Origin of the sequence: Lysinibacillus sp. NPDC047702 (genome assembly GCF_050272555.1) — a bacterium.
GTDB lineage: Bacteria > Bacillota > Bacilli > Bacillales_A > Planococcaceae > Lysinibacillus.
In genome coordinates this window covers 1-24,704 of record NZ_JBNNMG010000075.1, presented here as the reverse complement: position 1 = coordinate 24,704, position 24,704 = coordinate 1, and the positions used below count along the sequence as shown (strand labels likewise).

Below are 24,704 nucleotides of genomic sequence, written 5' to 3'. Positions count from 1 at the left end.
TGTTCAAAATAGCCAGCTATCTGAAAAAAAAACCAGATAGCGGGCCATTCGTCGTGCGTACCGAGAAGGTGCGCTTTTTTATATTTCGGGCTTACGATATTACTGTAACCATATTAGAATATTTAACTTTGTTTTTCACACTCATTTATTTCACCACCTTCAAAATTAATCATAATGTACATGGAATGATATGTCACTATTAGGAATATGCAGGATAAAGTTTCTTTTCTATATCCATTACATACACCTCATTTTTACCTTATCATAGGATAGATGGAATGTATTGTTATTATAAAAGAGACTATCAATTTAATAGTCTCGATTACTTGTTTCCGACATACAGGCACCAGTAACCTGTTTATTATTGTAAAACGTTTCTTAGGAGCATTTCCGAACGCTTTTGATAAAACTTGATAATATCAATTTACAACGTTTTTTAGTGAACTTCGCTAGTGTTAGGAGATTCACTATATTGGATACTAGAAATTTCTATCTTCTACACAAACACAAAAACAACAAAATAAACTAATACTGTAGGAACTGCGTAAGAAGCTATGCCCTTTAAACTCCACTTCTCTTCATCAGCTGACCAAAGAAAAATAAACAATGTTATCATGGTAATCCCGAAAGCGTTCATAACAATATTTAATAATCCAATAATCCCCATCCCCTTTTCTATCCTTTACATTTAAATTAATATATTCTTCATACATTAAACACATGCTACCGCTTGGCTGTTTCATCAATTAATGCATTGCGTAGCACCTTATTGTGCGACATGGCAAACAATGCGAACTAGCTCATCTACTTCTCACAATACCAGTTGATTTTTGATTATTCCCTTTTTTTGAAACGATATTAAAATTAACTTGTCATATAGCACTTTCTAAATAAATTTATGTTCCATGAACTCCCCCTTTCAGGTACTGTAAATTGGTTCGTAGGAAGATACGACATAAACGTTCACTAGGTGTCATGTTGAGCCAACGCTTTACTAGGATGTTCAAAGCATCAGTCCTTTTACATGGATTAGTATGCTTGTACAAAATGGGACATGACTGCGCTATTTTGCGCAATCTTTTTTATAAACAGTAATGCCTCCTACTGTTAGGTCCTTTAGTGTCACCTTTCTTCCATATTCCCTTGACAGAATACTTTCAACGATTGGTAACAGTTTTCGAACCTTTTCTTCTGTCATTTTTACTGCTTTCATCATTCACACTCCTTTTTTATCAGAATATGTCGATTGGGCTTGTCACTTTCATACGTGGAACACCTAATTTATTAATCTAGTTCATTTCCGATATCATTCATTCTTTGCGCGCAATCTTCGCATATATATATCCCGTTATCACACCAAAGAGTACCTGTTTTTTTATAACAAATTGAACATACCTCACCTTCGGATACCGAATCGAACTCTTTATGATATTTGCAGAGAGTTCAATGTAAACGAGCACTGGCTTCGTACAGGTGAAGGTGAAATGTTTATTCAACCAGAAACTTTCTCACTGGATGAATACGCAAAAAAAAGCAACCTCACAGAATTAGAGATTGCTATCATGAAGGGCTATATGGATCTTGATCGAGATGTGCGAGAGACATTGCTTAACCATGTGGAGCAATTATTTAAAAACCGCTCCGAAATAGCGGCCACAGTTGAAAATAAAATCGATGCTGAATTGGAAAGTTATCGTCAAGAATTAGAGGCTGAGCAAAAGGCAGGAACATTATCAGCTTTCGTAGAGCAAAAAGGAAAATTAGGTTAAACAAGAATAACACTAAAAATAAGTAGTTAAGCAAAAATCATATGAATGATATGCAATTTTAGTGCTATATATAAATTAAAGAGCAAGGCTCCTTTGTCTCGCTCTTTTCTTATTATTAGGAGTGAATACTGATGAAATGCGTCATCTATGTTCGAGTGAGTACAGATGAACAGGCCAAGCATGGATTTTCAATAGCTGCCCAGATTGAGAAATTAGAAGCTTATTGTGTATCACAAGGATGGGGAATTATTGAGAAGCCCTATATCGATGATGGGTATTCTGCTAAAGATTTAAACAGACCTCATTTCCAAAATATGCTCAATCGAATTAAGCAAGGGGACATTGATGTCCTACTAGTGTATAAACTTGATCGATTAACTCGATCTGTGCCTGACCTGCATACTATCTTAGCAGAATTAGATCAATACGAATGTAATTTTAAATCTGCAACAGAAGTCTATGATACTACTAATGCTATGGGGCGTTTGTTTATCACCCTAGTGGCAGCTATTGCACAATGGGAGCGAGAAAATACGGCGGAACGAGTGCGCTTTGGATTAGAAAAGAAAGTGAAATTGGGACGCTGGAAAGGTGGCACCCCTCCCTATGGCTATAAGGTCATTGATGGTGAATTAGGGATAGATGAAGAAGAGGCTCAAATTGTAAAAGAAATATTTAAGTTAGCTAGATCAATAGGCTTTTACACACTAGCTCGTCAACTAACTAGTAAAGGAATCCCTACAAGAAGAGGCGGAAGATGGCATGTAGACAGTGTGCGAGATATTGCCAATAATCCTACATACGCTGGCTATTTAATGTTCAGCTCTAATCCCAAAGACATCAAAAAACCACCTCGCAAACGGGAGTTATTCGAGGGAAATCACGAACGCATTATAGATCGTGATGAATTCTGGGAGCTACAGGATTTGTTGGATAAGCGCAGGACCTTTGGCGGAAAACGTGAAACAAGCAATTACTATTTTTCTTCGATTTTAAAATGTGCCAGATGCGGTCACTCAATGTCAGGGCACAAAGTAGGCAAGAAAAAGAACTACCGATGTTCAGGAAAGAAAGCAGGAAAAACCTGTACTAGTCATATGATTTTAGAAAACAATTTAGTACAAACGGTATTTGCCCAGTGGGATGACTTAGTGGGTGGTCATTTTAAAAGTAATGAAGGCGAATCCAATTATCCTAAAGCACAGCTCTCCTCATTACAGCAGGAACTGGCCTCCATACAAAAGCTTTTACTCAAGAAAAAAACCATGTTCGAAAATGATATTATTGATATTGATGAATTAATACTCGAAACCGAAAAACTACGGGACAAAGAAAAAGAAATTCGACGGGAGTTAAAGAATATTCAGCAGCAGGACATTCGGCATCACGAGGAAATCAGATCCATTATTCGCAACATCGATACTCTTTGGTTAAATGCTGATGATTACGAACGTAAGCAATTAATGACAACCATATTTGAGCAAATTGTAATTGATACAAAGGACGATTATACGAGCAGTAAGCAAGCCAGAGAAATCATAATTGTTACAGCTAAATAATATGTCTTTTATTGGTGGGGGTACATTAATTCCTTGGGCGTTAATTCCTGCTGCTGCCATATGCAATGTAAGTCCATTTGAACTTGCAAGGCGTAATTTATTACCCGTAGTGATTGGTCTTGTTATTACGACGATTGTGGCGGTGTTTTTGATTTAACTATATTGAAAGGTATAAATAAACAATTTTGAGATGACTTTTGTAAATAACAGAAGTCATCTCATTTCTGAATGCTAATACTTCATATAATACTTCTCCACTCTCTCCTGAAACAACTGCTTAAGCTGCTGTTCAGCAATCCCTAAAACATAGGACTCGATGATAATTTGTTCCATTTTCATAGCAATTTGCGGAAGGTTCGCTGGGCTTCGGTGGAATTTTCATGAATCACAAATGCTTTTGAACGAGGCTTTATTGTAATAATGCCCCTTTTTTGTAGCTCCTTATAACTTTTATGAACGGTGTGAAGATTGAGATTTGTTTGCCTTGCTAAATCACGAATCGAGGGTAGCTGATCACCATATTGCAAATTTCCTATCGCTATTGCTAAAAGCAGCTGCTGTGTTAGCTGCTGATAAAATGGAATATTACTAGTTATATCTATTTTTACATTCAACTGTTTACATATCCCTTCCGATTCTCTCGATCAACTATCTTATAAATTATCGTGATTGTACTTATAGTTACAATCATCAAAATAATAACTGCTGTAATCCATGGTGAAACATTGAACGTAAGCAAGCCAGTATGAAGTACTGCAATGATTATCAATAAAGGTAATCCATATAGTAAGCTAATTAATACTGTAGGATTGGATTTAATGGCCTCTGATGGATTGGTCCAGTCAAGTAATGGATGCCTTCTATCGTAAAGCGGAGACAATAAATTATAAGAAAAGACTAATAGTAATGTCATCAATAAATACAGCATCATTATCATGTCATTTTTTTCCAATAGCATATAAATGCTATAGCTTATGATGACTGATAATGTACTGATGCATGAAGAAATCACTACTTTTGCCATATATATTTTCTGTGGCTCCAAGGGTAATGTTTTGCTGGAAGCATAGTATTTCCCCTCTCTAGAATAGGGTGTTCCACTAATATTGTTCATACAGCTCAAAAACAAAATCATATAGACAAAAAGGTAAGCTTTATTGTCAATAATCCAGTCTACCTTTAGCATATTCATCCGAATCATAATTAGCAAAACTGCTGTGCCGATTGGTGTCATAATGATACCTAAGATCGCTTGCATTTTAAAATAGGGTTCAGATTGAATAATCCAGTATTCTCGTTGTAAGTAATTGCTCCAACTAGTATTGCTTCTCCAAACCTTAGCCGTTTTTTCAATTTTGTTCACAGACGAACCATATTCATAATACTTAGACCCAATGATTGTTATAGTTATGTTAAACAATAAAAAGCATAACAAGAATACTATAGAGAAATAAAGTACATTTTGGGCAGCTGTCAATGGCAATAATCCCGCAAGCCATGTCTGTTGCATTGCAAAACGATAGCCTATGTCGAGAAAATCTGATATGGACGCACTTAAGGATGCCATGGTTGCTGTATCTATTTTCGCTAAAACAAGCTTAATTGCCTCAGCATTACTTAGCAAAAAAAAGACTATTGGGCAAATGCCAATCCCTAAAATAAACGTCATTCTAACCATCAAATAGATGGATATATTCCTAAAAATAGTGCGAAAATAATTCAAAACAGATAAAATACATAGTAGAAATAATGTAATGAAAATGTTTACCATAAGTAAAAATACAAAAGATTTTACAGCAAATCCTATATTAAACTCTATTAATAAAATAAAAAATGTAGGTATGGAGAGTACTCCAACGACCAATATAGGTAGAGCTACACCACTTACTATTTTCGCCATTACAATCTGCTTCGCTGAAATCGGCAAATGAGCTAAGATAGAAAAATCACTTTGACTAAACACTACTGAAATCGCAAAATAGGAAATCAGTATATATGTGATACTATTCGATACTATAAAGCTGTAAAATAAAAACACCTCTGAGGAAGCAAAAAAATAAATCATAAAGATAAATGCCCAATACTGTAAGGCTATATAAATAAAGGCTAGCAATAAAAGCACTTGTACCAATGGTTGCTTTGGTTTTGTATAAACGGATGTTAAGAAAAATTTAATTAATGGCAAATTATCCTTCATTAGCTTGTTTCTCCATAAAAATAGTTTCTAGGCTTCCATCGACTAGCAGATTTTCTACAGATTCATGTAAAACGATCTTGCCATCCTTTAAAAAACAAATGGATCGGCAAATTTTCTCGGCAACATCCAACAAATGAGTGGAAAACAGAACCGTCCCACCATTCTCAACATATTCTTTTAGACAATTTTTAAAAGCAACAACTGCAAGTGGATCCAGTCCATTTAAAGGCTCATCCATTATAAGAATAGGCGGACTAATCGAAAAGGCAGTAATCAACGCCATTTTATGGAGCATTCCATAAGAATACGTTCCCATTGGCTTATTTATACTTTTTTCCATACCAAAGACATGGATGAAGCTTTGTAGTTTTGCATCATCTGTCTTTTCATATAAGCTCAAAACAAAATGTATCCAATCATAGGCAGCTATATTTGGAAAAACATGAATGGTGTCAGGGATAAAATAAAATTGCTTTTTATAGTCTAGTGACTGTGATTTTGGTACATTATTAATCATCACTTTTCCAAAATCCTGCTCTACTAAGCCAGTAATACAATTTAATGTTGTTGTTTTACCTGCCCCGTTCCCACCTACAAACCCCAATACCTCTCCTTTTTCTACCTTTAATGCTACGCCCTTTAATACTTCATGCTGTCCATACGATTTCTGTAAATCTTCTATTAATAACATGCATTCATCACCATCCCTTTTAAAATTTCTTTTTCGCAATGAAACCATGCATGGTAGTAATCATTAATAGCACCAATAGTAGTGTTACAATAATATGGAAGCCATCCCCTGCTTCCAAATTACCTGTGATCAGTATATTCGCCGCTGACAAACTATTACTTGCAGGATTTACAGCGTCTATAAAAGGATGTAAGCCGGCGATAAAGCGGCATACTAATAGGACAACGATACTTATTAGTGCAATAAATGCAGGACTATTAAAAAATGTACTTATCATCGCAACAAACGTTATGATGAATAACAGCCAAACACAATAAAATGCAAAAGCCCACATAGCTTGTGTCATAGGAACAGTAGTAAATAAATACGCTGAATAGCCATAAGATACTGCATAGCCAAGAGCTATACATATAACAGCTAAAATATAATGGATGATGATTTTACTATTTAAATATGAAGATATTGATACTGGTCTTGTTAGGATAAAGCCCATCATGCCATTTGCTTTCTCTCCTTGAATAATACTCATAGTGGCAACGACCAGAATAATAATGCCTAGCTGATCAAACTGTGAATTTAATGTTGAGGCAAGTACCTCCTGTCCTTCAGGCTTTGCCATCGTAGGATCAATTATTATACCTTCAATACCACCTGCTGATTGTAAAATAACCGGTAAATAATACATCATAATCGGCTGAGTTAGCCCTAGTAAAATAAATACGATTGGGAGCCACAATATTTTAAACTCCCTTGCCATTTGCTGTACTTCTTTTTTGCTTAATGCAATAAAAGCACTCATTCGCTTACACCACCAATTCTAAAAATATTTCTTCTAGACTTTCTTGAATACCCATTTCAAACTTTGTAAACATTACGTTTGAATCCAATCCGTGCTGTAACAATCGATGGGCATCACCTTCCAAATGATGAACATATATTTTAAAGCCATCTCCATAGCTTTCGATTTTCTTCACATACGGTAAATGTTCAATCATTGTTAACCACTTACAATCTTGTTCACGTAACTTCACATAGATAGCTGATTCTTGATGGTACTCAAGCAGCTCTAATTTTGTCGCATCCTCTATTTTGTGACCATTTTTTATGACAACAAAGCGCTCACAAATTTCCTCCGCATCGCTTAAAATATGCGTTGATAACAGAATAGTCGTTTCTTTTTTTATTTCTTTTAATAGATTTAACACTTCTCTTCTGCCTATGGGGTCTAGCGCTGATACTGGTTCATCCATAATCATTAAAGCAGGCTTATGCAATAAGGCTTGTGCGATGCCAAGGCGTTGCTTCATACCACCGGAAAATGTCCCCACATGCATATGTGCTTCTTTTCCTAAGCCTACCTTTTCTAAAAGCAGTGGAATCTCTCGCTGTAATTCATTTTTTGATAAACCAGAAAGTGTTCCCATAAAAGACAATGTTTCAAATGCTGTCATCCACGAGTAAAAATTAGGATACTGAGGTAAGTAACCAATTTGATTTTTCATAGATGAAATCTTTTGATCATCAAGAAGAATTTCCCCTTTATCTGCATTCAAAATGTCGGCAATGATTTGAATTAACGTGGATTTCCCCGCTCCATTTGGTCCAATTAATCCAACACACTCACTAGCATCAATGACCATTGAAAAATCATTCACGGCTGTTTTTTGTTTAAACTTTTTCGTAATATTTTTAATCTCTAAGCGCACGTTTATTTACATCCTTTCTACCAATAATGAAGTATAGAACAGAACCAATTGAGTTACAGAACAAAATAATAATGGTCCACATCAGTATGTTTTCCCGCGTATCCCGGTGCCGATATAAATCGAATAAAGCAACAATGATTAGAACAAATCCTACGAATATAAATGGCAAAATGATTGGAAGTATACTTGCCCAATCCAGTTGGTCTAAATCATCAAAACCATAGTGTAATTTCATCTCTAAAACCTCCATTTATTATCATTATCAATAATGATAACATAAGATGTAAAAAATTTCATTACCTTTTTACTGTACATCTGTAAAAAAAATATATAGTATATTTATTGATAATGTTCTCATGTTGATAACATTTGATTGCTTCCCTTGATACCATCTGATAGGAGGTTCGTTTTATGCGGAATAAGGCAGAGACTTTAATGCACCCTGTGAGAATGAAAATTTTCCAAGCTCTGATGCACAATAAAGAAGAAGGTTTAAGCACATTGGAAATGATTTCTATTATAAAGGATGTACCTCAGGCTACTTTATATCGACACATCCAAATTTTAGCAGATGAAAATATCATTAAAATTGTGAAAGAGAGAAAAGTACGTTCTGTTACAGAGAAATTTTATGCATTAAATGAAGGAGCAGAAAAACTTAGTACGGAGGACTGGGTACAACTAACGATCAAACAAAAATTAAATTATGTTTCCAACTATCAATTAACTTTACTATCTCAATATCAAAATTATTTACATTCATTGGATGAAAAAGAAAGCACTGCTGATTTAGCAACTTTTTCATTTATTGATTTAACATTAACGACTGATCAATTCCAGAACTTTGAAACTGAATTAAACGATTTAATCATTAAATACTATAATATGGCCGACTCAAACAATGATGAGACAAAAACAATAGCTATAAATATTATCCCAAAACCTTAAGTATTATTTTTACGTAAAGAAATGGAGAAGATTTATGAAAAGAAGAAAGTCAGTTGAAAATACACGAAAATTTATCATGATTATAATTGGCGCCATCATCGCAGCATATGGACTAGAAGCGGTATTAATTCCGAACGATGTCATTGATGGTGGCGTGACAGGTATTAGTATTATGGGAGCACACCTCTTTGGTATTCCATTAGGCGTACTGCTCTTTGTATTAAACATTCCTTTTATTTGGATTGGCTACAAACAAGTAGGTAAAACTTTTGCATTGATGAGTAGTACTGGGATAGCAGCTCTATCTATTTCCACTGTACTTATGCATGATGTTAAAACAATTTTAGGTCCAAATGATCCGTTATTAATTGTTTTATCTGGTGGTTTGCTACTAGGTGTTGGGATTGGGATTGTCTTGCGTAATGGTGGCGCTTTGGATGGCTCTGAGGTTTTAGCTGTGCTACTATCACGTAAGATTCCGTTTTCAGTCGGGGATATTATATTATTTATCAATGCCTTTATTTTCTTAGGGGCAAGCTTTATTTTTGGCTTAGAGAGCGCATTATACTCCGCTTTAACATACTATATTGCCAAAAATGTTATTGATATTATTCAAGTTGGTTTAGAAAAATCCAAAGATGTTCGAGTAGTCAGTGCCAAATCAGAAGAGATTGGAGATGCAATTCAAGCTCGCTTAGGACGCGGTGTTACATATACAAAAGGTCGCGGCGGATTTTCCAATGAACCCACAGATATTTTAAACTGTGTTATTAACCGTATGGAAGAAAATAAACTAGTGTCAATTATCAAAGATATCGATGAAAGTGCCTTTGTCGTTATTTCGGATGTTTCAGAGGTACGGGGTGGTAACTTCAAAAAGCGAGATATTCACTAAATCAAGAACTTATTATCCCTTTCGCTATAATGCGAAGGGGATTTTTTATTGACTAAAAAACTTCAATATCTTGCTATTACGTTAGAATGGACTTATGTTTTCGTTCACATGCAGTTATACTTTGTTGTACAAAAACATGGAGGAAAGCATTTTAAAAGAAAAGAGTGAAAACATAATGAAGGATAAAAAAAACATGGAAGCGGCACAGAATAGTGGTAGCAATCAACATCATGTAGAAATGATGACAGACGAAAGATGGCAAGCAATCATTCATAATGATGCAACATACAATCATCAATTTTTCTATGCTGTCGAAACGACCAAAATTTTTTGTAAGCCTTCATGTAAATCACGTGTACCTAAAAAAGAAAATGTACGAATTTTTCTAACAGCAGAGCAAGCCCTCAATGAAAACTTTCGTCCTTGTAAACGCTGTAAGCCAACAAACGAAAATCTGCCTGATTGTGAATGGATTGATCATGTTACTGAATACATTGATAAAAATTTCGCTGAAAGGTTAAATCTTGAATTATTAGGGATGATTGCTCATGGGAGCCCCTTTCATTTACATCGAACATTTAAAAAGATTAAGGGGATTACTCCTGCTGAATACATTCAACATATCCGATTAAAGGCTGCTAAAGACTACCTGATTGAAACAAATAAATCTATTACAGATATATCGATAAGTGTAGGCATCTCTAATTCAACTTACTTCATTACTCTATTTAAAAATAAATTTGGTCATACACCAATTCAATATCGAAAGCTCTATCAATCAAGCGAGAAAAAGGAGAAATGAAAAATGAACAACATATATTGGTCTTTACTTCAACATAAGGACTGGCATCTCTATGTCGCAGCAACGTCCAAACATCTTTTATACGTTGGATCACAAAATCAGCCTTTTGCAGCAGTGAGTGAATGGGTTAAGAAAAAATATCCTAAAGCTATGCTGGTCGAAAATACAGCTCTACTCGCTCCTTATTGTGATGAAATCATCGAATATCTTGAAGGAAAACGGACAGAATTTACATTTTCCATTGATTACAGGGGTACACCGTTTCAGCTTTTAGTATGGAGAGCGCTAAATGACATTCCTTATGGACAAACAAAGACCTATTCAGATATTGCTCGATCTATTAATAAACCCACAGCTGTTCGTGCCGTTGGTGCAGCTATTGGCGCAAATCCAATTTTACTAGCTGTTCCTTGCCATCGTATAGTAGGAAAAAATGGCACATTAACAGGCTATCGTGGAGGGCTTGAAATGAAGAAAAAACTGTTAGAGCTTGAAAAATTATAGGCGATGATTTCATGTAAAGGAGGGAAAATCTAAATGAAACAAAATGTAAGCTATAAAGACTCAAAGACCATTCTTATAGTTCATAGGTTTTTTTATTTTTGTAAGGTAAAAAAAACACTATCTTTAAAAGTGTAATGGGTAGATTCCGTTATACATTCAAAAGAATAAAAAATTGGATCCTTATTAGCAAATTCTATGAAAAATTTATTTTATCAAAATATTCCGATAAACCACTAGGATGTTCAACATTTTTAAAGTCTGTTTTTTTCTAAGGATTCTCTTAAAGCAACTTTATTTATTTTGGTAACCGTTACCTTTTCGTTGATTTTTTGAAATCATTTTATGGACCGTTCAATAATGCTTCGATTTCACTTTCGGTTAAATCAAGTGTGTGGTCTTCAATGAATTGTCCTTCTTTTTTACAATTTTTCAATTCACCTTATATTAACAATTATAGATCTAAGTACACAACTTAAGAATTAATTATAATTAGTTAGAAAAACACACATGGATTTATAATTATCTAAACCATGTGTGTTTACTTTAACTGAACAGGCCATCTATTATAAGTTTCGTAACCATAGGAGCGGGTTATTTCTCCTTCATTTACCTTAATTCGAATAGACATTCCATCTCCTACATTGGTATTGATAGAAAACTTTCCATTAAAAGTTCGTACCCTTTCTTGCATTCCCCTAATCCCCATTGAATCGGAAAGAATGATTTCATCCATTTTACATCCTACACCATCGTCAGAATAATTGATTTCAAAACCATTATCTGTTTCTAAGAGATGTATTTCGACAAGGTTGGCATGTGAATGCTTCAAGGCATTGTTCATTAACTCTTGGAAAATACGATAAATCATCAAGTTTAAACTCTCATCTTCTAAATAAAGACGTTCAATGGTGTAAATTAGAACAAAATCAGCACGTTTATGAAATTTTTGGATAAGTTTCTTAAGCGCTGCATTTAATCCTAATGTATCTAATAGTGGAGGTTTTAAATTTTCACAATAACCTCTTAAATCAGTCAACGATGCAATCATATGGTCATGTACTTTAGATAGGTTCGTTTGTATATTTGTTGTTTTCTTTGCATGAATCACTTCATACATTTCTCTAGCAATATGGAGCTGCTCTTGTAAAATCGTATCATGAAGTTCTTGCGCTAATTGATACTTTTCTTGCTCAAATCGTAGCCAAAGTAACTTATTGAGCCAAGGCACCTGGTTATTATCTGCTTCCTTCATCTGCTTTAATTGTTCTAAAAGTTCTTCCACCATTTTAGTATTTTCTATAAAATTATTTAAATATAAAAGCAATAATTCTAGCCATAATAATTCCTCACCCTTTAGATAGATAGATTTATTATGATCTACGACTAGTATTCTTTTATAATTTACATCTTGGTGAATAAAAGCAATATAAAAATGCTCTGTTTTCTTTATATCCCCCAAGCTTAGTTCCTCTAGCAAAACTTCATCAATTTGATTTTGCGTATATTCTTTTGATTCCTTTGATTTACTTAATGAAGTAACCTGTTGTGTTTGTAAATCATAAGTTAGTACGTCTATATGATTAATCTCAAGATGTAAAGCAACTTCGTGAACAAATCTCTCCAATAAGTCTTCAATCTTTATGACTCTTCCAATACTATCAATGGTCGTATACATTCTATGAATTTGATCACCTTTTGTTGAAAAAAGGATTTTTCGCTTATAATAATCTATTTTTTCTTTAATATAGAAAAGTGCTATTAAAGAGAAGAAGGTAAAAGGGAAAATTTGTGTCATTCTTGAAATAGATATATCAGTTATCCAATAGTAAACAAATAACAGCCATATTGTAAAAGCAAATGAAAAATTAAAATAATGGCGTAAGCGAGTTATATAGTACTCCATATCAAATATACGTTCAGTTAACTGTGTAAAGATAAAACTATAAGGTATTAACATTAGAAATAATGAACAAATATCCGCAGAGAGTATTTGTTTATTAAAAATTATATTTGGTAATGTATATAGGAACAAAAATGGTAGAAACGGGATAATGATACTACTTAATAAGATTTTTAATTGAGGTGTTTTAAATTTAAAGTAGCTTAATCCCAATATACTTAGAATCATAGTTAGTAAAATGAAAAATATCCAAAGTGTTAGGTTAGAGAATATTGGATAAGTAGAAGGATAAAAAGTACTATAAATACTTAAAAAAACAGTAATCAGGGGCAGTAAATAAAGTACTTTTATATTGTTAATAAATATCCATTTTAAATTCAAAAACAAAAAGTATTTCTTTAGAAAATGAATTAATAGGACTAGGCAAAATAGCATACTACTTCGATTTACAATAATACCAACACTATCTAATCTACCTGCCACTCCTATACTAACATAAGCCAATGACACCGTTAGTATAAAAAGAATAAGTAAATTCACTAAGAGGTTATTCTTTTGTTTAAAAAATAAATATAGAGATATTATAAAAGTCAAAAAAAAGTAACAAGTTGGTGCTATAAGTACATAATAAAATTGTTGAGGAATATCACTTGGTTTTATGTGTATATGAATTAAATTACCATTTGGCTTCTTTATTAATAGATCATTGGCTGCTCGTAATATGAAATCATACTTTATATTAGAAATATTATTAATCCCTGTTCCATCTACATTTATTATAATATCTCCAGTTTCGATTTGTTGTTTAGTAGCCCAATCTTTGTAATAAGATTCCACTACTAACCATTCTCCATTTTCTTCTTTAACCCCAATATTTATAAATGTTTTGTTATAAGTTAAATAAAGTAAATAAAAACCAATTAACAAATAAATACTTATTACAAGCAAAAACCACTTACTTTTAATATTGTTTAGTACCAAAGCCGAAGATCTATACGTAGCACTTCATCAAAAGATTCAAGAATTGCCTTCTGTTCAAGTTCCGTAACACCAACAAGAGAAGCCTTTTTTTCTTTTAACAAAGATACTAACGACGGATTTTTTACTAAATATTGAATCATGTTAATCATAAAATCTCCTCATTTCATTAGTTTTTATAGTTACACTTACACTTTTTTGAAGGTATTCAATTAAGTTTCAGTTTCTATTAACTATTCACTATTTACTTGTTTATAAGGGATTAATAACCATAAATGTAACTACACCTACATTATCTTTCATATCACAATTTATATCAACATTATTTTCTAAAAATTGCTAAAATTTAATATATTATAGGTTAATTTTGCTAAAAACAGGATTTATCTTCTTTTTTTGACAAATTTATTTAGATACTAATATGAGTCTAGGTCCTTCTTTAGTCAATATGGATTTGAACCATAGCAAATAAGCCATTGTAGAGACGCATCCCTACAACGGCTTTCATTTTAGTGAACTATATTTTCCGCTTCATTTGTCGAATTAGATTTTTAGCCTCTTTTTCCACTCGATTAGATTCTGTAATTTTTTGTAATGCTTTGTGATAAGTAAAATCATCCAGTGAATTGTTTCTTAAATAGTTCATTGTTACAAGAGGATCTTTAACATAACAAATGGAAATAGCCCATGCGACAGCCATTTTAACATAATACCCTTCATGCTTTATAGCATTGATTATATTCAAACCGCTTTCTATATAATGATGATCAATAAAATAATTTAATAGCATGACTACTCCAAAACGTACCTCATATTCTTTATTTGAAGAAAAATAAGGTTGTAAAAATGTCCATACACGCTCTTGATTATCCTTTGTAAATTTTAAGCCTGTACAAAAACTATCACATACCGACCAATTATCTATTTTCGGAACAAATGAAGATATATAAGAAAGGCGCTCCTCCGTATTTGTCTTTACATAACCAATGACCATCCCTTGTAGCATCACCTCTTCAAAAAATTCATCACTCGCGGTTTTTAAATAGGTCTGCCAATCTTCTTCCTTAGCAATGCTTTTAGCTATTTTTCGAAGCTCTGGTAACCGAATACCTAAAATATGTTGGCAATTTGGGATAAGTGAGGATGAAAACTTTTGATAATCTTGATCAGCTAAATTTATGAGTTGTTCTCTTATCTGTTGATGCATCCATATTCTCCTATCATTTATTTTTTTATCATACTATAAAAAGTTGTATTTTATAAAAAAATAAATGAAATAGCAAGATTTTAAAATTCTTACAGAGAACTAATTTTTTCATATTTTAATCCGCCAATAAGACATACGGCACCTACTACAACAACGGCTGTTGCGCCAAATAATGCATATTGATAGCTGTTCGTATAGCTGGCTAATGCTCCTGCAAGTGAAGGACCAAGCATTTGTCCCAAAGCATATCCAGCAGTTAAATATCCTAATATTTGATGGCTATTTACCGGTAATATTTGTCTAGCTAATGTTGTAGCAACTGTGGTAATGCCCATAAAGGTTGCGCCAAAAATAAAGGCACTTGTATAAAGTGTTATTGTATTTGTTGCTAAGGCTGGTAATACAATGCCAAGCCCCTGAAATAGCATAGAAATCAATAATATCCTTACATAACCATAGCGCTGTGCCAGCTTTGACCAAACAATGCACGATGGAATTGCTGCAACTCCAACAACAAACCATACATACGCAGCGTTACCATGAAAGCTTGTAGACTCCTCTGCAATGGATACGATAAATGTCCCTGTAACAATATAGCCTAGTCCCTCTAAGCTATAGGCAATAATCAGCCATTTCATCCATGTTGTAGGGGGTGCTTTCAGTGAAGCTTTGGCTGTACTCCCCTTTTGTTGAACACTTGGTGTAACAGGTTTTATAAAAATTATAATGAATATAAACAATAGGACACAAAATATTGCTAAGGCAATCCATGTTCCATTCCAATTAAAAATAGCATGAATGGGGGATACAATAATTGCACTTAAGGCAATGCCCATTCCTACACCACTATAAAAAAGCCCAGATAAATGTGCTTTGCCATTCCCTGCTAATTGATCAAGCACAAGGCTAGCAGCGAATACAAAGATGAACGCGCTCATTACTCCTGAAATAAAACGAAGTACATACCAGACGATAATGGCATCTGTAAAGCCCATGAAAGCTGTTGTCAAAATACTCATTATAAGTGCTATTTGTAATAAAGGAATACGCTTATCTCCTAGTTGTAAACGACCAGCCACCAATGCCCCCACTAAGTAACCTAGATAATTACTAGTAGCTAAAAATCCTGCTGTGGCTCGACTAAAGGCAAAGGTATCTTGCATATACGGCAATATCACTGTATAAGAGAATCGAGCAATCCCCATAGCAATCACTAATGCGAAAATACCTCCTATTAAATATTGAATAGTTTGCTTGTTCATATTTTCCCTCCATTCATCCTCACTATAACGAAAATCCAGGTATCACAAATAGAGCGAATTCGTTATAATAGATATCAAATAAATTGATGGCTGGTGAAATATATGAATATGAATGATCTCTCTATTTTTCGGACAGTCGTGCAAACCGGTAGCTTTTCGAAAGCGGCTGAAGCGCTTAATTACACGCAATCCAATATCTCTATGAAAATACAAAACCTTGAGACCATGTATCAAACAACATTTTTTTATCGTGGACATCGGGGTATCCGCTTAACACCAAAGGGAGAACAATTTTATGAGATGGTATTAAAAATGCTACATCTCTATGAGAAATCCTTTGAAATCCTTCAAAATCCAAATGAGCATAGAGGCCTTCTACGTATCGGTTCTATGGAAACGACCGCGGCACTTCACTTACCCACACTTTTAACGACGTTCCATAAGGCACATGAACAGATAGATATTACAATAGTAACAAATCCAACGCAGCAAAATATAGAACAATTAGAAAATTTCGAATTGGATGGAGCCTTTGTAACAGGACCAGTGTATAAGGAAAATATTCTTGCCAAGGAATTTGTTTGCGAGGAGCTAGTAGTAGTTACATCCAGCAAGCATAGGCATATTGATAGCTTACGAGATTTAGAAGAAAGTACCTTGATTACTTTTCGCAATGGCTGCTCCTATCGAGCCATTTTAGAGCACTGGCTGCATGAGGATGGGGTACGTCCGCAAAACCGTATGGAGTTTGGTACCTTGGATGGAATCATTGGCTGTGTTGCTGCGGGGCTAGGTGTAACCTTATTACCACGAGCAATTGCTCAAAAATATATGAAAACCCAATCTTTGTCCCTGCACATACTAACCACAAAGCAAGCTCAAGTGCCTACTTGGTTTATCTATCGCAATGACGAAGTACAATCTCCTGTACTAAAAGATTTCCTTGAAGCAATTGCTGCATATGACTACCCATCCATGTAAAACTTTATCTTGTCATTTTAAAAAGGAGTTGTTCGACGTTTGAACAGCTCTTTTATGTTGTTATACCATAGGAAAGCAAGCGTCCATATTCTATTAAGTAAAACTGGTCTTTTATCTAGCACAAATACTAGTTATTCGTGCATATTTTCTCTTCTATTCACCAAGGCCTCCCTCAAAACAAAGATTTCCTATTGTATTCGACAAAATGTAATTCCTGTTTTTCAACACTATGAAGGAGCTGTTCGAGATTTAAACAGCTCTTTTCTCCTATCCAAATTGTTATCCTTTGACGATTTATCTCATTTCCATTACGCTTTTGTTAAATCGTATATATAAAGGAGCAATATATGGATATATTGATTGCCAGTAATCGTCAGCTACCTATTCGATACTATGTTGATAAAGCTATTTGGATTCGTCGAGGTGGCTGCTATATTCATCCTCAAATGACTTTACCGTTTTTTGTGGAAATCGAAATTGAAAACAGTCTTAACTTACAAATTATCATTGACTACATTTTTGAGTTTCAGCGGCAGTACAAACAGACTGAGCTTCAAATTTTGATAAAAGATGCACATATCTTAACAAAAATAAATGAATTGCTACATTACAATTTACCACATCATCACACAATCATTATTCAGCAGCTATAACAGGTAACGTGATGATAAAATGCAACATCTTATCCGAATATTTTGCATGGATGTTGCCACCATGCAGCTCGACAATACTTTTAGCAATGGCAAGGCCAAGCCCTGAGCCTTCTTTGACATTGGTTCTTGATTGATCTTTTTTATAAAATCGCTCAAATAAGTTCACCAGCTCTTCTGATGTAAATTCATCACTCTCATTAGCGATACCTATTATTACACGACTTCCTTTTCGTTCAAGGGAAACCAAAATTTGGCCGTTACCTGAGCTATATTTAATCGCATTCATAAGTAAATTATCAAAGACTCTGACCATTTTTTCAGTATCAATGAAAGTAAAGATACGCTCTTCCAAAAAATGTTTCACGAATGAACGATTATTTTCCTCAGCTTGTGGGATCAGCTCTTCTATTAATTGTTCGAGAAGCTCATTGATGCAAACCTCTTGTTTCCCCATAACGATATTTTCATTCGTTAGCTTCGTATATTCAAATAAATCATCTATCAAATTCTTTAATTGCTCGGATTTTGAAAATGCGATTTTAAGATATTCTTCATATTGCTCCTTTGTCTCATATCTCCCCTCTCTTAACAATCGTAAGTAGCCCATTATCGAGGTTAGTGGTGTCCGTAAATCGTGGGATACATTGGTGATTAATTCATTTTTTTGTTGTTCAATCCTTCGTTCCATTTCGATATTGGTCATGATTGCTTCAGCCATATGATTGACATTCTCTGTTAATAATGCGATTTCATCGATGCCTTTTTTCTTAACTCGATAGCCAAGGTTTCCTTTTGCAATCTCCATAACCCCCTTTGCTAGTGCTTCAATTTGCTTCATTTTTCGTTTTGTTAAATAAAAGAAAGATAAAGTAAAAACAGCAATCGCAATAAAGTAAGAAATCGGCTCCCCCTCCGTTGTACTTGTATACAATACCCCTTGTGGAATACCACTAACAAATAAATATAAATTTTTATCCTCAATCGTTATTGGGTAAAAGGTAATATATTCTTGTCGTGATTGCTCAATCGTCTGTGCATTGAGTGGCTGAATAATAGCAAATTCCATTACACGCCCTATCTTATTATGTAAATTAATTTGTTCCTCCTCAGCTTGCTTTGTCTTATACAGCACCTTTCCGCTCTCATCTGTCACTAATACTTTTAATGCACTCTGCTTCATTTCAAGCATGACATTTTCATCCTCAATCAATTGTCTTAAGGCTTCAATACTATTGTCGCTGATGGCTCTGTCTACTACATGCTGTACCTGATAACGAATTTGCTGCATACCTGGTCTATAGTCAATAGTAGTTCTCTCATTCATATTTCCAAGGAGAGGAAGTGAAGCTCTTGTAACAATTAGCCCTAGAAAGGCACAGAAAATAAAAGTGGTTAATAACTGAATTCTAAGGTTTTGTCGCACCTTTGTGATGGCTTTTATAATGAGCATTTTGATTTTTGAAAATAGGTAAAAAGCAAGCTTACTGATCTTTTTCAATTTTATAACCTACTCCCCATACGGTTTTAATATATTGAGGATTTCTAGGATTGCTCTCAACCCTTTCTCGTATTTTTCGGATATGCACCATTACGGTATTTTCAGATTGGATTGCTTCTTCCTTCCAAACCTTTTCATAAATTTGCTCAGCACTCATTACCATACCTTGATTTCTCGCAAGTAGTTCAAGAATTGAAAACTCTCTTGGGGTAAGCTTTACTTTTTCATTATTGACAATAACCTCATGCGTAGCTATATTTATACGCATATCTCCAATCTCTATCTCATTTTCGTTCATCGTATCGTGTCGACTCATTTTTATGTATCTACGAAGCTGGGATTTAATGCGCGCAATAAGCTCTAGAGGATTGAAGGGCTTAGTTACATAATCATCTGCGCCTAATGTTAACCCAACAATTTTATCCATATCCTGTGATTTCGCTGACAGCATTATGATGGGCATTTCTGCTATTTCTCTAACTTTCATACACATCTCAATACCATCTATCTTCGGCATCATGATATCTAAAACTATGAGATGCACCTTATGCTTTTTTAGCAGATTTAAGCCTTGCTCTCCATCACCTGCCTCTAGTACATGATAGCCCTCATTTTTTAAGTAAATAGCGATAAGATTTCTTATTTCCTTCTCATCATCTACAATTAGTATTGTTTCTTTCGTCATCCAATCCCACCAATTTCAATCATTATTGCTCCTAATTTTAACTATCTTTTCAATTTTCGTATATACCAATAATATAAACAACCGATTATACCGACAGATATTCCAAAATAAATACCATAACGCGTAGCCAGGGCAGATATATACTCAATATGCTTGCCAAAGAATAACCCAAGTGTAAAATACAGCAATGTCCAAATAAAACCTGTTGTGTAGGAATACATAGCGTATTTTAGAAAGGGCATATTATTCATGCCAACTAAGTAAGGAATAATATGTCTAACTATAGGTATAAAATAGCTGAAAACTAAGGCAAAATGTCCGTATTTATCTATTAGCTCCTTGGACTTTACTAAATACTTAGCTTTTTTCTTTTTCAGCAATTTATCTACTATTTTATGTCCAAACCCCTTCCCAAGGATATAGCCTAGAGACAATCCAGATACTACACCTAAATACGTAAGGATAAAGGCTTTCAAGACCGACATTTTTTCCATGGAACCTAAAAATCCGCCACTCATTACAATCATCTCATCTGGAAGCGGCATCCCCACTATGCCAAGCCAGAGACTAAAAAACAATGCCCAATAACCGTATTGCTCTATAAAGGATAATAGCTCACTCAATCCCATCTAACTAACCCTCTTCGTTCCCTGCCTACAGCTCAGCACATAGGCTGGTGGAAGATTAATCCATACTTTTTCATGGGTAATAGTATCAAAAAATTGTTGGATAAATGATTTCTTAACTAGTGAATATTGGAATGTAATAAATTCCCCTTCCTCTAAACACTCTTTTACATTTTGTAAGATTCGTGATGCAACGACTGGATTTAAGGATGTAAAAGGCAAACCCGATACAATATAGTCGATTGTTTCGATATTTAAGTTCTTCATATACAACCCTAAATTCTCAGCAGAGCCGTAGATTACGATAACATTCGGCTCATGCTCATATTGTTGACGAAGCCTATTATAAAAAACGGCATTATTTTCAATGAGTATTAGCTTTGTAGTATGCGACTTCCTTTTCATTAATTCTTTAGTAAAGGAGCCTGTACCAGGACCAAGCTCAACAATACATTGTGCCTTTTTAAAACAAATAGCTTCGACTATTTTTTTTGCCAATTTTTTCGAACTAGGTGAAACCGCACCAATATTCTTTGGGTGTTTTATAAATTCAGTAAGAAACGTTATAAATTGCATTCAAGTTCTCCCCAATCTGATGAAATGTGAATGCCTTTACTATAACGAGCATTTCTTAAAGATTTACGAGGAGATTTCTTAACTTTTTCTTAAGAGTTTACATTATTTAGTTGTATCTATAATAGGCTAACTAATGAATATGCCTTTGTTTCCGTGCAATCTATGTATGTAATATTTTAAGTAAACTTTATTTATTTGTATTTCGCTGTATTCTCATATGGGGTACATGTGGGGTACGAAGCATTTTTTTCTGGGGTACTTGGGGTACAAAAAAATACGGACAGGTATATATTGAATTTGATAACTTTAGATTTATATAAATATTTAGAAGTACCATAGTAGCTGTATTTTTTACGTTCTTATATACGTATTAAATCATTGCTGCATCAATATTTATCATTCTTACTCACAGATTCATATTTTCGCTTATTTTAAGATATTTTCGAATCAAAACTACTCAACCTTATACTATGCGGAAGGGTCGCAACAGGGTCATGTATGTTATGACCCTAATTAATACTTACTATATCTAATGTTGTTGTTTTATTTATAATAGAAGAAAGTCACTCATTTTTGTACCTCACCCCAAAAGTTAGACCAAAAATCTAACAGTTGGGATGCAGTATTATTTGAGTGACTTTCTATTTTTATCCTGAGAGTGATTGATTTATTCTATGAATGTAACATCAATACTTTCCCTCGTAACATCAATACCAAAAGTGTTCAATTCCTTATGAATCATCTGACTATCTTGTAATCCTTGACGATATGCGTATTCTTGCACTATTCGGTCCATAAAATTCCAAGTATTTTCTAGATCATTGAGAAGATATTTTTGTTTATCTGTTGTCAGTGATTCGCTTAATAACTCAAGTGCAGAACTTCTTGCTTTATTATACTTAATGTAGAGTTTGTCTTTATTTGCTTTCTCCCATGCTACTTGGAAAACTCGTTCTTCCATGATTAATATGAATGCTTTTTGGACAATAGTTTGCATGATTTATCCCCCTCATTTTTGAGGACATCCACTTTTATTTACTTTTAATTACAATCGTTTTTGGCTATAATATTGATTAATAACCATTATCGGTTATAATTAGTATTGGTTTATTGAGTGGATGTCACTCGAATTTTTTCGCATCTCAAGTTGCTGCTTGAGGTGTGTTTTTTTGTTTTCTGGACTAAAATATCAATCATCTCCGTTACAGATTTCAGAACAAAGGTTCACCTTATACTGTTACTTTTATGGTAACACTGGAATGATTATTTTTAAATGGGTTTCGCACCCAAAATCGATGCGACGTTACTACATTTTTCGACATTTTTTTCGTTTTTACAATGAAAAAAAGTCAATAATTTCACCATCAGGAGCAATAATAACTTTTTTTACCATGACTCTACGCTTGCATTTAAACAGACCATAGAAAGCAAAATTCCCTTCTTCTAGTTCTATATAAGAATAAATTTTTATAAATTCACATCTAGTCCGAATACGTTCGAAATAACGAATAGCTATAAGGTGTAATGTCTCGATGTCCATGCTTTAGTATTCGTGTATTTTTTCTATTCTAATCTTGTCTATCTATAAAAATAAGCCACTCATTTTAATAATAGTGAGTGGCTTATTTTATTCTTTTTCAACTATGTGTTGTTCATTTAGATATTTTGTATACTAGGTCATTTATTCAAGTAATTACTTATCAATTCTTCAACTTGAGTTTTCAGAGCTTGCTTGGCGTAACGCAGTACTTCATCTTCCCCTTTGGTAGCGATAGATACCTCGCTGAAATACTCACTTGTTTTAACCCACTTAACGACACGTATGCCCCTTTGTTCTAGCAATCGTTTTTTATTGTAAAAATCATTTCTTATATTTTTTAGCAGATCATCTACTATCGGCAAAAATACTTTAGCCATCTTCAAATTTTCAAATGCTTGGTAGTCCTGTTGTAACGATTTAATAGCCATATCTAAAAGTATATATTGATGTAAAATTCTTTGATCCTCGCCTTTAATCATCGTCATCTACCAACTTTGCATCTTGTATATCACTAAATGCAATACGTTTTACTGATATATCTGTATCAAGTAATAGTTCCTTTTTTATTGGGTCCATTCCTGTTACTAATCCAGTTTCATCGCGTAATCTATTGTTGTCCCATAGAGTGAGTGTAACGAGCTGTCGCATTTTAAAAGCTCTTTGAATAGTTAGTTCTATTTCCTCTAGCTCCCACTCGGTTAACTCACGTCTTTTATCGTAAAACTGCTCTTGCTTCCACTCTCTAATTTTCACCAGATGCTCCGGTAGCATCATAGCTGTCCATTTCATGTTGCCACGATCACGTATCATCAAAATCACTCTCCACTAATCAACATCAGAAATACTTAAAATATCAAGAAAATGTACCTTATGGACAATCCTATACTTATCCTTGATGTGAATTAATCTAGTGTTAGCATCCATTTTATTGACTATACCTAAGAGTGTTTCATCTCTTTTATAAATCGAAAATGCTTTGGTCTTATTTTCTTCCATTGCTTGGGTCAATGCATATGCGATTTCTTCTAAATCAAACTCGTCTCGATCTAAGTGCTTTGGTTCTTTTTTCTTTGCTGGTGTTTTTGTTTTAGTTGCCATCTTTACGCCTCCTCAAAGTAAGAACATTTGTTTGTGTATATTATAGAACGAATGTTCTGTATTTGGCAATAAAAAAATGACCAAGTTCACAAATTTTTGTGATTACCTGGTCATCCATAGTCTTTTTGTTAAGCCAAAATGGACTCGGCATACGATAAAATGCTAAGACGTTTCATTTCAGTAATGGCGTTATTAGCAACCACTTGTGTTGCGTATGTTCCAGTAATAAATCTCCACTTACCACCATCTCGAACTACTCGTACATAATCAGCGTTCGCAATTTTATACTTACCTAACGCCTGTTTAGCAGCATTTGCTTGAGTCTGCGTTGTAAAAGTTCCTGATTGTACTCGGTATAACTTACCGTCATTAATACCTTCAAAAGCTTGCCCTTTATCATTAATTATAAGTTGAACTTTTAATTTGCTATTAGACGGAACAATTACTGTACCTTCTAACTTGTAACCTGTAGGTGCTTTCCAGTTTGTAGGTATCTCAAAGTGAGGTGCATCAGAGCTACTAATCGGCCAATAACCTCCCCAAGTGATACCAAGCTTTTTAGCAATCGCTCCTACTCTTGATAAAGTAGATATATTGTATAAATCTTTAGGAGGTGCTACAGCAATATC

30 protein-coding genes are annotated in these 24,704 nt (G+C 34.0%); 9 read left to right on the top strand and 21 right to left on the bottom strand.

What is annotated here, in order from left to right:
* Positions 1–496 precede the first annotated feature (496 nt).
* Both ACQKIM_RS24170 and ACQKIM_RS24165 read right to left on the bottom strand, forming a co-directional pair.
* Positions 497–667 carry a hypothetical protein gene (locus ACQKIM_RS24170; RefSeq protein WP_427548859.1) on the bottom strand — a complete coding sequence of 57 codons (171 nt, stop codon included), beginning with the start codon at positions 665–667 and terminating at the stop codon, positions 497–499.
* Between the two features lie 396 nt (positions 668–1,063).
* The gene (locus tag ACQKIM_RS24165; protein WP_286924182.1) at positions 1,064–1,213 is read right to left on the bottom strand and encodes a hypothetical protein; all 150 of its coding nucleotides are present in this window, start codon (positions 1,211–1,213) and stop codon (positions 1,064–1,066) included.
* A gap of 271 nt (positions 1,214–1,484) precedes the next feature.
* Between ACQKIM_RS24165 and ACQKIM_RS24160 the strand changes: the two genes are divergently transcribed.
* The 3 genes from ACQKIM_RS24160 (at position 1,485) to ACQKIM_RS24150 (ending at position 3,485) form a co-directional block, all read left to right on the top strand.
* Positions 1,485–1,769: a hypothetical protein gene (locus tag ACQKIM_RS24160; protein ID WP_427548857.1), complete on the top strand. Its 285-nt coding sequence runs from the start codon at positions 1,485–1,487 to the stop codon at positions 1,767–1,769.
* 131 nt (positions 1,770–1,900) lie between these two features.
* Positions 1,901–3,328, top strand: coding sequence for a recombinase family protein (locus tag ACQKIM_RS24155; protein ID WP_427548855.1), 1,428 nt, complete (start codon positions 1,901–1,903; stop codon positions 3,326–3,328).
* Complete coding sequence (locus ACQKIM_RS24150) at positions 3,312–3,485, top strand: hypothetical protein (protein ID WP_283872963.1); 174 nt, start codon at positions 3,312–3,314, stop codon at positions 3,483–3,485. The genes ACQKIM_RS24155 and ACQKIM_RS24150 overlap by 17 nt, the downstream gene beginning before the upstream one ends.
* Positions 3,486–3,663: 178 nt before the next feature.
* Here ACQKIM_RS24150 and ACQKIM_RS24145 read toward each other — a convergent pair whose 3' ends face one another.
* Genes ACQKIM_RS24145 through ACQKIM_RS24120 form a run of 6 tightly spaced genes read right to left on the bottom strand, consistent with a single transcriptional unit; the run spans position 3,664 to position 8,157 of the window.
* Positions 3,664–3,942, bottom strand: coding sequence for a GntR family transcriptional regulator (locus ACQKIM_RS24145; RefSeq protein ID WP_427548853.1), 279 nt, complete (start codon positions 3,940–3,942; stop codon positions 3,664–3,666).
* Positions 3,939–5,525: a hypothetical protein gene (locus ACQKIM_RS24140; protein WP_427548851.1), complete on the bottom strand. Its 1,587-nt coding sequence runs from the start codon at positions 5,523–5,525 to the stop codon at positions 3,939–3,941. Before ACQKIM_RS24140 ends, ACQKIM_RS24145 begins: the two co-directional genes overlap by 4 nt.
* Positions 5,515–6,216: an ABC transporter ATP-binding protein gene (locus ACQKIM_RS24135; RefSeq protein ID WP_427548849.1), complete on the bottom strand. Its 702-nt coding sequence runs from the start codon at positions 6,214–6,216 to the stop codon at positions 5,515–5,517. The genes ACQKIM_RS24140 and ACQKIM_RS24135 overlap by 11 nt, the downstream gene beginning before the upstream one ends.
* Positions 6,217–6,235: 19 nt before the next feature.
* Complete coding sequence (locus ACQKIM_RS24130) at positions 6,236–7,015, bottom strand: ABC transporter permease (RefSeq protein ID WP_427548847.1); 780 nt, start codon at positions 7,013–7,015, stop codon at positions 6,236–6,238.
* 4 nt (positions 7,016–7,019) lie between these two features.
* Positions 7,020–7,922, bottom strand: coding sequence for an ATP-binding cassette domain-containing protein (locus tag ACQKIM_RS24125; protein WP_427548845.1), 903 nt, complete (start codon positions 7,920–7,922; stop codon positions 7,020–7,022).
* Positions 7,906–8,157 (bottom strand): PLD nuclease N-terminal domain-containing protein, encoded by a 252-nt coding sequence (locus ACQKIM_RS24120; protein WP_427548843.1) that lies wholly within the window; start codon positions 8,155–8,157, stop codon positions 7,906–7,908. Before ACQKIM_RS24120 ends, ACQKIM_RS24125 begins: the two co-directional genes overlap by 17 nt.
* A gap of 176 nt (positions 8,158–8,333) precedes the next feature.
* Between ACQKIM_RS24120 and ACQKIM_RS24115 the strand changes: the two genes are divergently transcribed.
* The 4 genes from ACQKIM_RS24115 (at position 8,334) to ACQKIM_RS24100 (ending at position 11,071) form a co-directional block, all read left to right on the top strand.
* Positions 8,334–8,870 (top strand): helix-turn-helix domain-containing protein, encoded by a 537-nt coding sequence (locus ACQKIM_RS24115; RefSeq protein ID WP_427548842.1) that lies wholly within the window; start codon positions 8,334–8,336, stop codon positions 8,868–8,870.
* Between the two features lie 34 nt (positions 8,871–8,904).
* Positions 8,905–9,765, top strand: coding sequence for a YitT family protein (locus tag ACQKIM_RS24110; RefSeq protein ID WP_427548840.1), 861 nt, complete (start codon positions 8,905–8,907; stop codon positions 9,763–9,765).
* 175 nt (positions 9,766–9,940) lie between these two features.
* On the top strand, positions 9,941–10,567 hold the full coding sequence (locus ACQKIM_RS24105) for a bifunctional transcriptional activator/DNA repair enzyme AdaA (protein WP_427548838.1): 627 nt from the start codon (positions 9,941–9,943) through the stop codon (positions 10,565–10,567).
* Positions 10,568–10,570: 3 nt separating this feature from the next.
* Positions 10,571–11,071, top strand: a complete 501-nt coding sequence (locus tag ACQKIM_RS24100; protein WP_427548836.1) for a methylated-DNA--[protein]-cysteine S-methyltransferase — start codon at positions 10,571–10,573, stop codon at positions 11,069–11,071.
* A 538-nt stretch (positions 11,072–11,609) separates the two neighbouring features.
* On the opposite strand, the gene ACQKIM_RS24095 is transcribed toward ACQKIM_RS24100, so the two are convergent.
* From ACQKIM_RS24095 to ACQKIM_RS24080, 4 genes are all read right to left on the bottom strand, one after another.
* Positions 11,610–13,898, bottom strand: coding sequence for a sensor histidine kinase (locus ACQKIM_RS24095; protein WP_427548834.1), 2,289 nt, complete (start codon positions 13,896–13,898; stop codon positions 11,610–11,612).
* Between the two features lie 44 nt (positions 13,899–13,942).
* Positions 13,943–14,101, bottom strand: a complete 159-nt coding sequence (gene comX, locus ACQKIM_RS24090; RefSeq protein ID WP_427548832.1) for a competence pheromone ComX — start codon at positions 14,099–14,101, stop codon at positions 13,943–13,945.
* 365 nt (positions 14,102–14,466) lie between these two features.
* On the bottom strand, positions 14,467–15,156 hold the full coding sequence (locus ACQKIM_RS24085) for a DNA alkylation repair protein (protein ID WP_427548830.1): 690 nt from the start codon (positions 15,154–15,156) through the stop codon (positions 14,467–14,469).
* Positions 15,157–15,245: 89 nt separating this feature from the next.
* Positions 15,246–16,418: a YbfB/YjiJ family MFS transporter gene (locus ACQKIM_RS24080; protein ID WP_427548828.1), complete on the bottom strand. Its 1,173-nt coding sequence runs from the start codon at positions 16,416–16,418 to the stop codon at positions 15,246–15,248.
* A gap of 102 nt (positions 16,419–16,520) precedes the next feature.
* Here ACQKIM_RS24080 and ACQKIM_RS24075 point away from each other — a divergent pair, with 102 nt between their 5' ends.
* Together ACQKIM_RS24075 and ACQKIM_RS24070 are read left to right on the top strand one after the other, a co-directional pair.
* Positions 16,521–17,399 carry a LysR family transcriptional regulator gene (locus ACQKIM_RS24075; RefSeq protein WP_427548827.1) on the top strand — a complete coding sequence of 293 codons (879 nt, stop codon included), beginning with the start codon at positions 16,521–16,523 and terminating at the stop codon, positions 17,397–17,399.
* A 347-nt stretch (positions 17,400–17,746) separates the two neighbouring features.
* Complete coding sequence (locus tag ACQKIM_RS24070; protein WP_427548825.1) at positions 17,747–18,052, top strand: hypothetical protein; 306 nt, start codon at positions 17,747–17,749, stop codon at positions 18,050–18,052.
* On the opposite strand, the gene ACQKIM_RS24065 is transcribed toward ACQKIM_RS24070, so the two are convergent.
* From ACQKIM_RS24065 to ACQKIM_RS24025, 9 genes are all read right to left on the bottom strand, one after another.
* Positions 18,036–19,550: a sensor histidine kinase gene (locus ACQKIM_RS24065; protein ID WP_427548823.1), complete on the bottom strand. Its 1,515-nt coding sequence runs from the start codon at positions 19,548–19,550 to the stop codon at positions 18,036–18,038. The genes ACQKIM_RS24070 and ACQKIM_RS24065 overlap by 17 nt on opposite strands.
* Positions 19,534–20,235, bottom strand: coding sequence for a response regulator transcription factor (locus ACQKIM_RS24060; protein WP_427548822.1), 702 nt, complete (start codon positions 20,233–20,235; stop codon positions 19,534–19,536). The genes ACQKIM_RS24065 and ACQKIM_RS24060 overlap by 17 nt, the downstream gene beginning before the upstream one ends.
* A 41-nt stretch (positions 20,236–20,276) precedes the next feature.
* Complete coding sequence (locus ACQKIM_RS24055) at positions 20,277–20,864, bottom strand: DedA family protein (protein WP_427548820.1); 588 nt, start codon at positions 20,862–20,864, stop codon at positions 20,277–20,279.
* Entirely contained in the window at positions 20,865–21,437 is a 573-nt protein-coding gene (locus ACQKIM_RS24050; RefSeq protein WP_427548818.1) for a class I SAM-dependent methyltransferase, read from the bottom strand.
* Between the two features lie 667 nt (positions 21,438–22,104).
* Complete coding sequence (locus tag ACQKIM_RS24045; protein WP_427548816.1) at positions 22,105–22,434, bottom strand: hypothetical protein; 330 nt, start codon at positions 22,432–22,434, stop codon at positions 22,105–22,107.
* 680 nt (positions 22,435–23,114) lie between these two features.
* The gene (locus ACQKIM_RS24040; protein WP_427548815.1) at positions 23,115–23,456 is read right to left on the bottom strand and encodes an aconitate hydratase; all 342 of its coding nucleotides are present in this window, start codon (positions 23,454–23,456) and stop codon (positions 23,115–23,117) included.
* Positions 23,449–23,787: a YolD-like family protein gene (locus ACQKIM_RS24035; protein ID WP_427548813.1), complete on the bottom strand. Its 339-nt coding sequence runs from the start codon at positions 23,785–23,787 to the stop codon at positions 23,449–23,451. Before ACQKIM_RS24035 ends, ACQKIM_RS24040 begins: the two co-directional genes overlap by 8 nt.
* A gap of 15 nt (positions 23,788–23,802) precedes the next feature.
* Entirely contained in the window at positions 23,803–24,075 is a 273-nt protein-coding gene (locus ACQKIM_RS24030) for a YolD-like family protein (RefSeq protein WP_427548811.1), read from the bottom strand.
* Positions 24,076–24,203: 128 nt separating this feature from the next.
* Positions 24,204–24,704 (bottom strand): M15 family metallopeptidase (locus ACQKIM_RS24025; protein ID WP_427548809.1); only part of this gene is annotated, 501 nt, incomplete at its 5' end.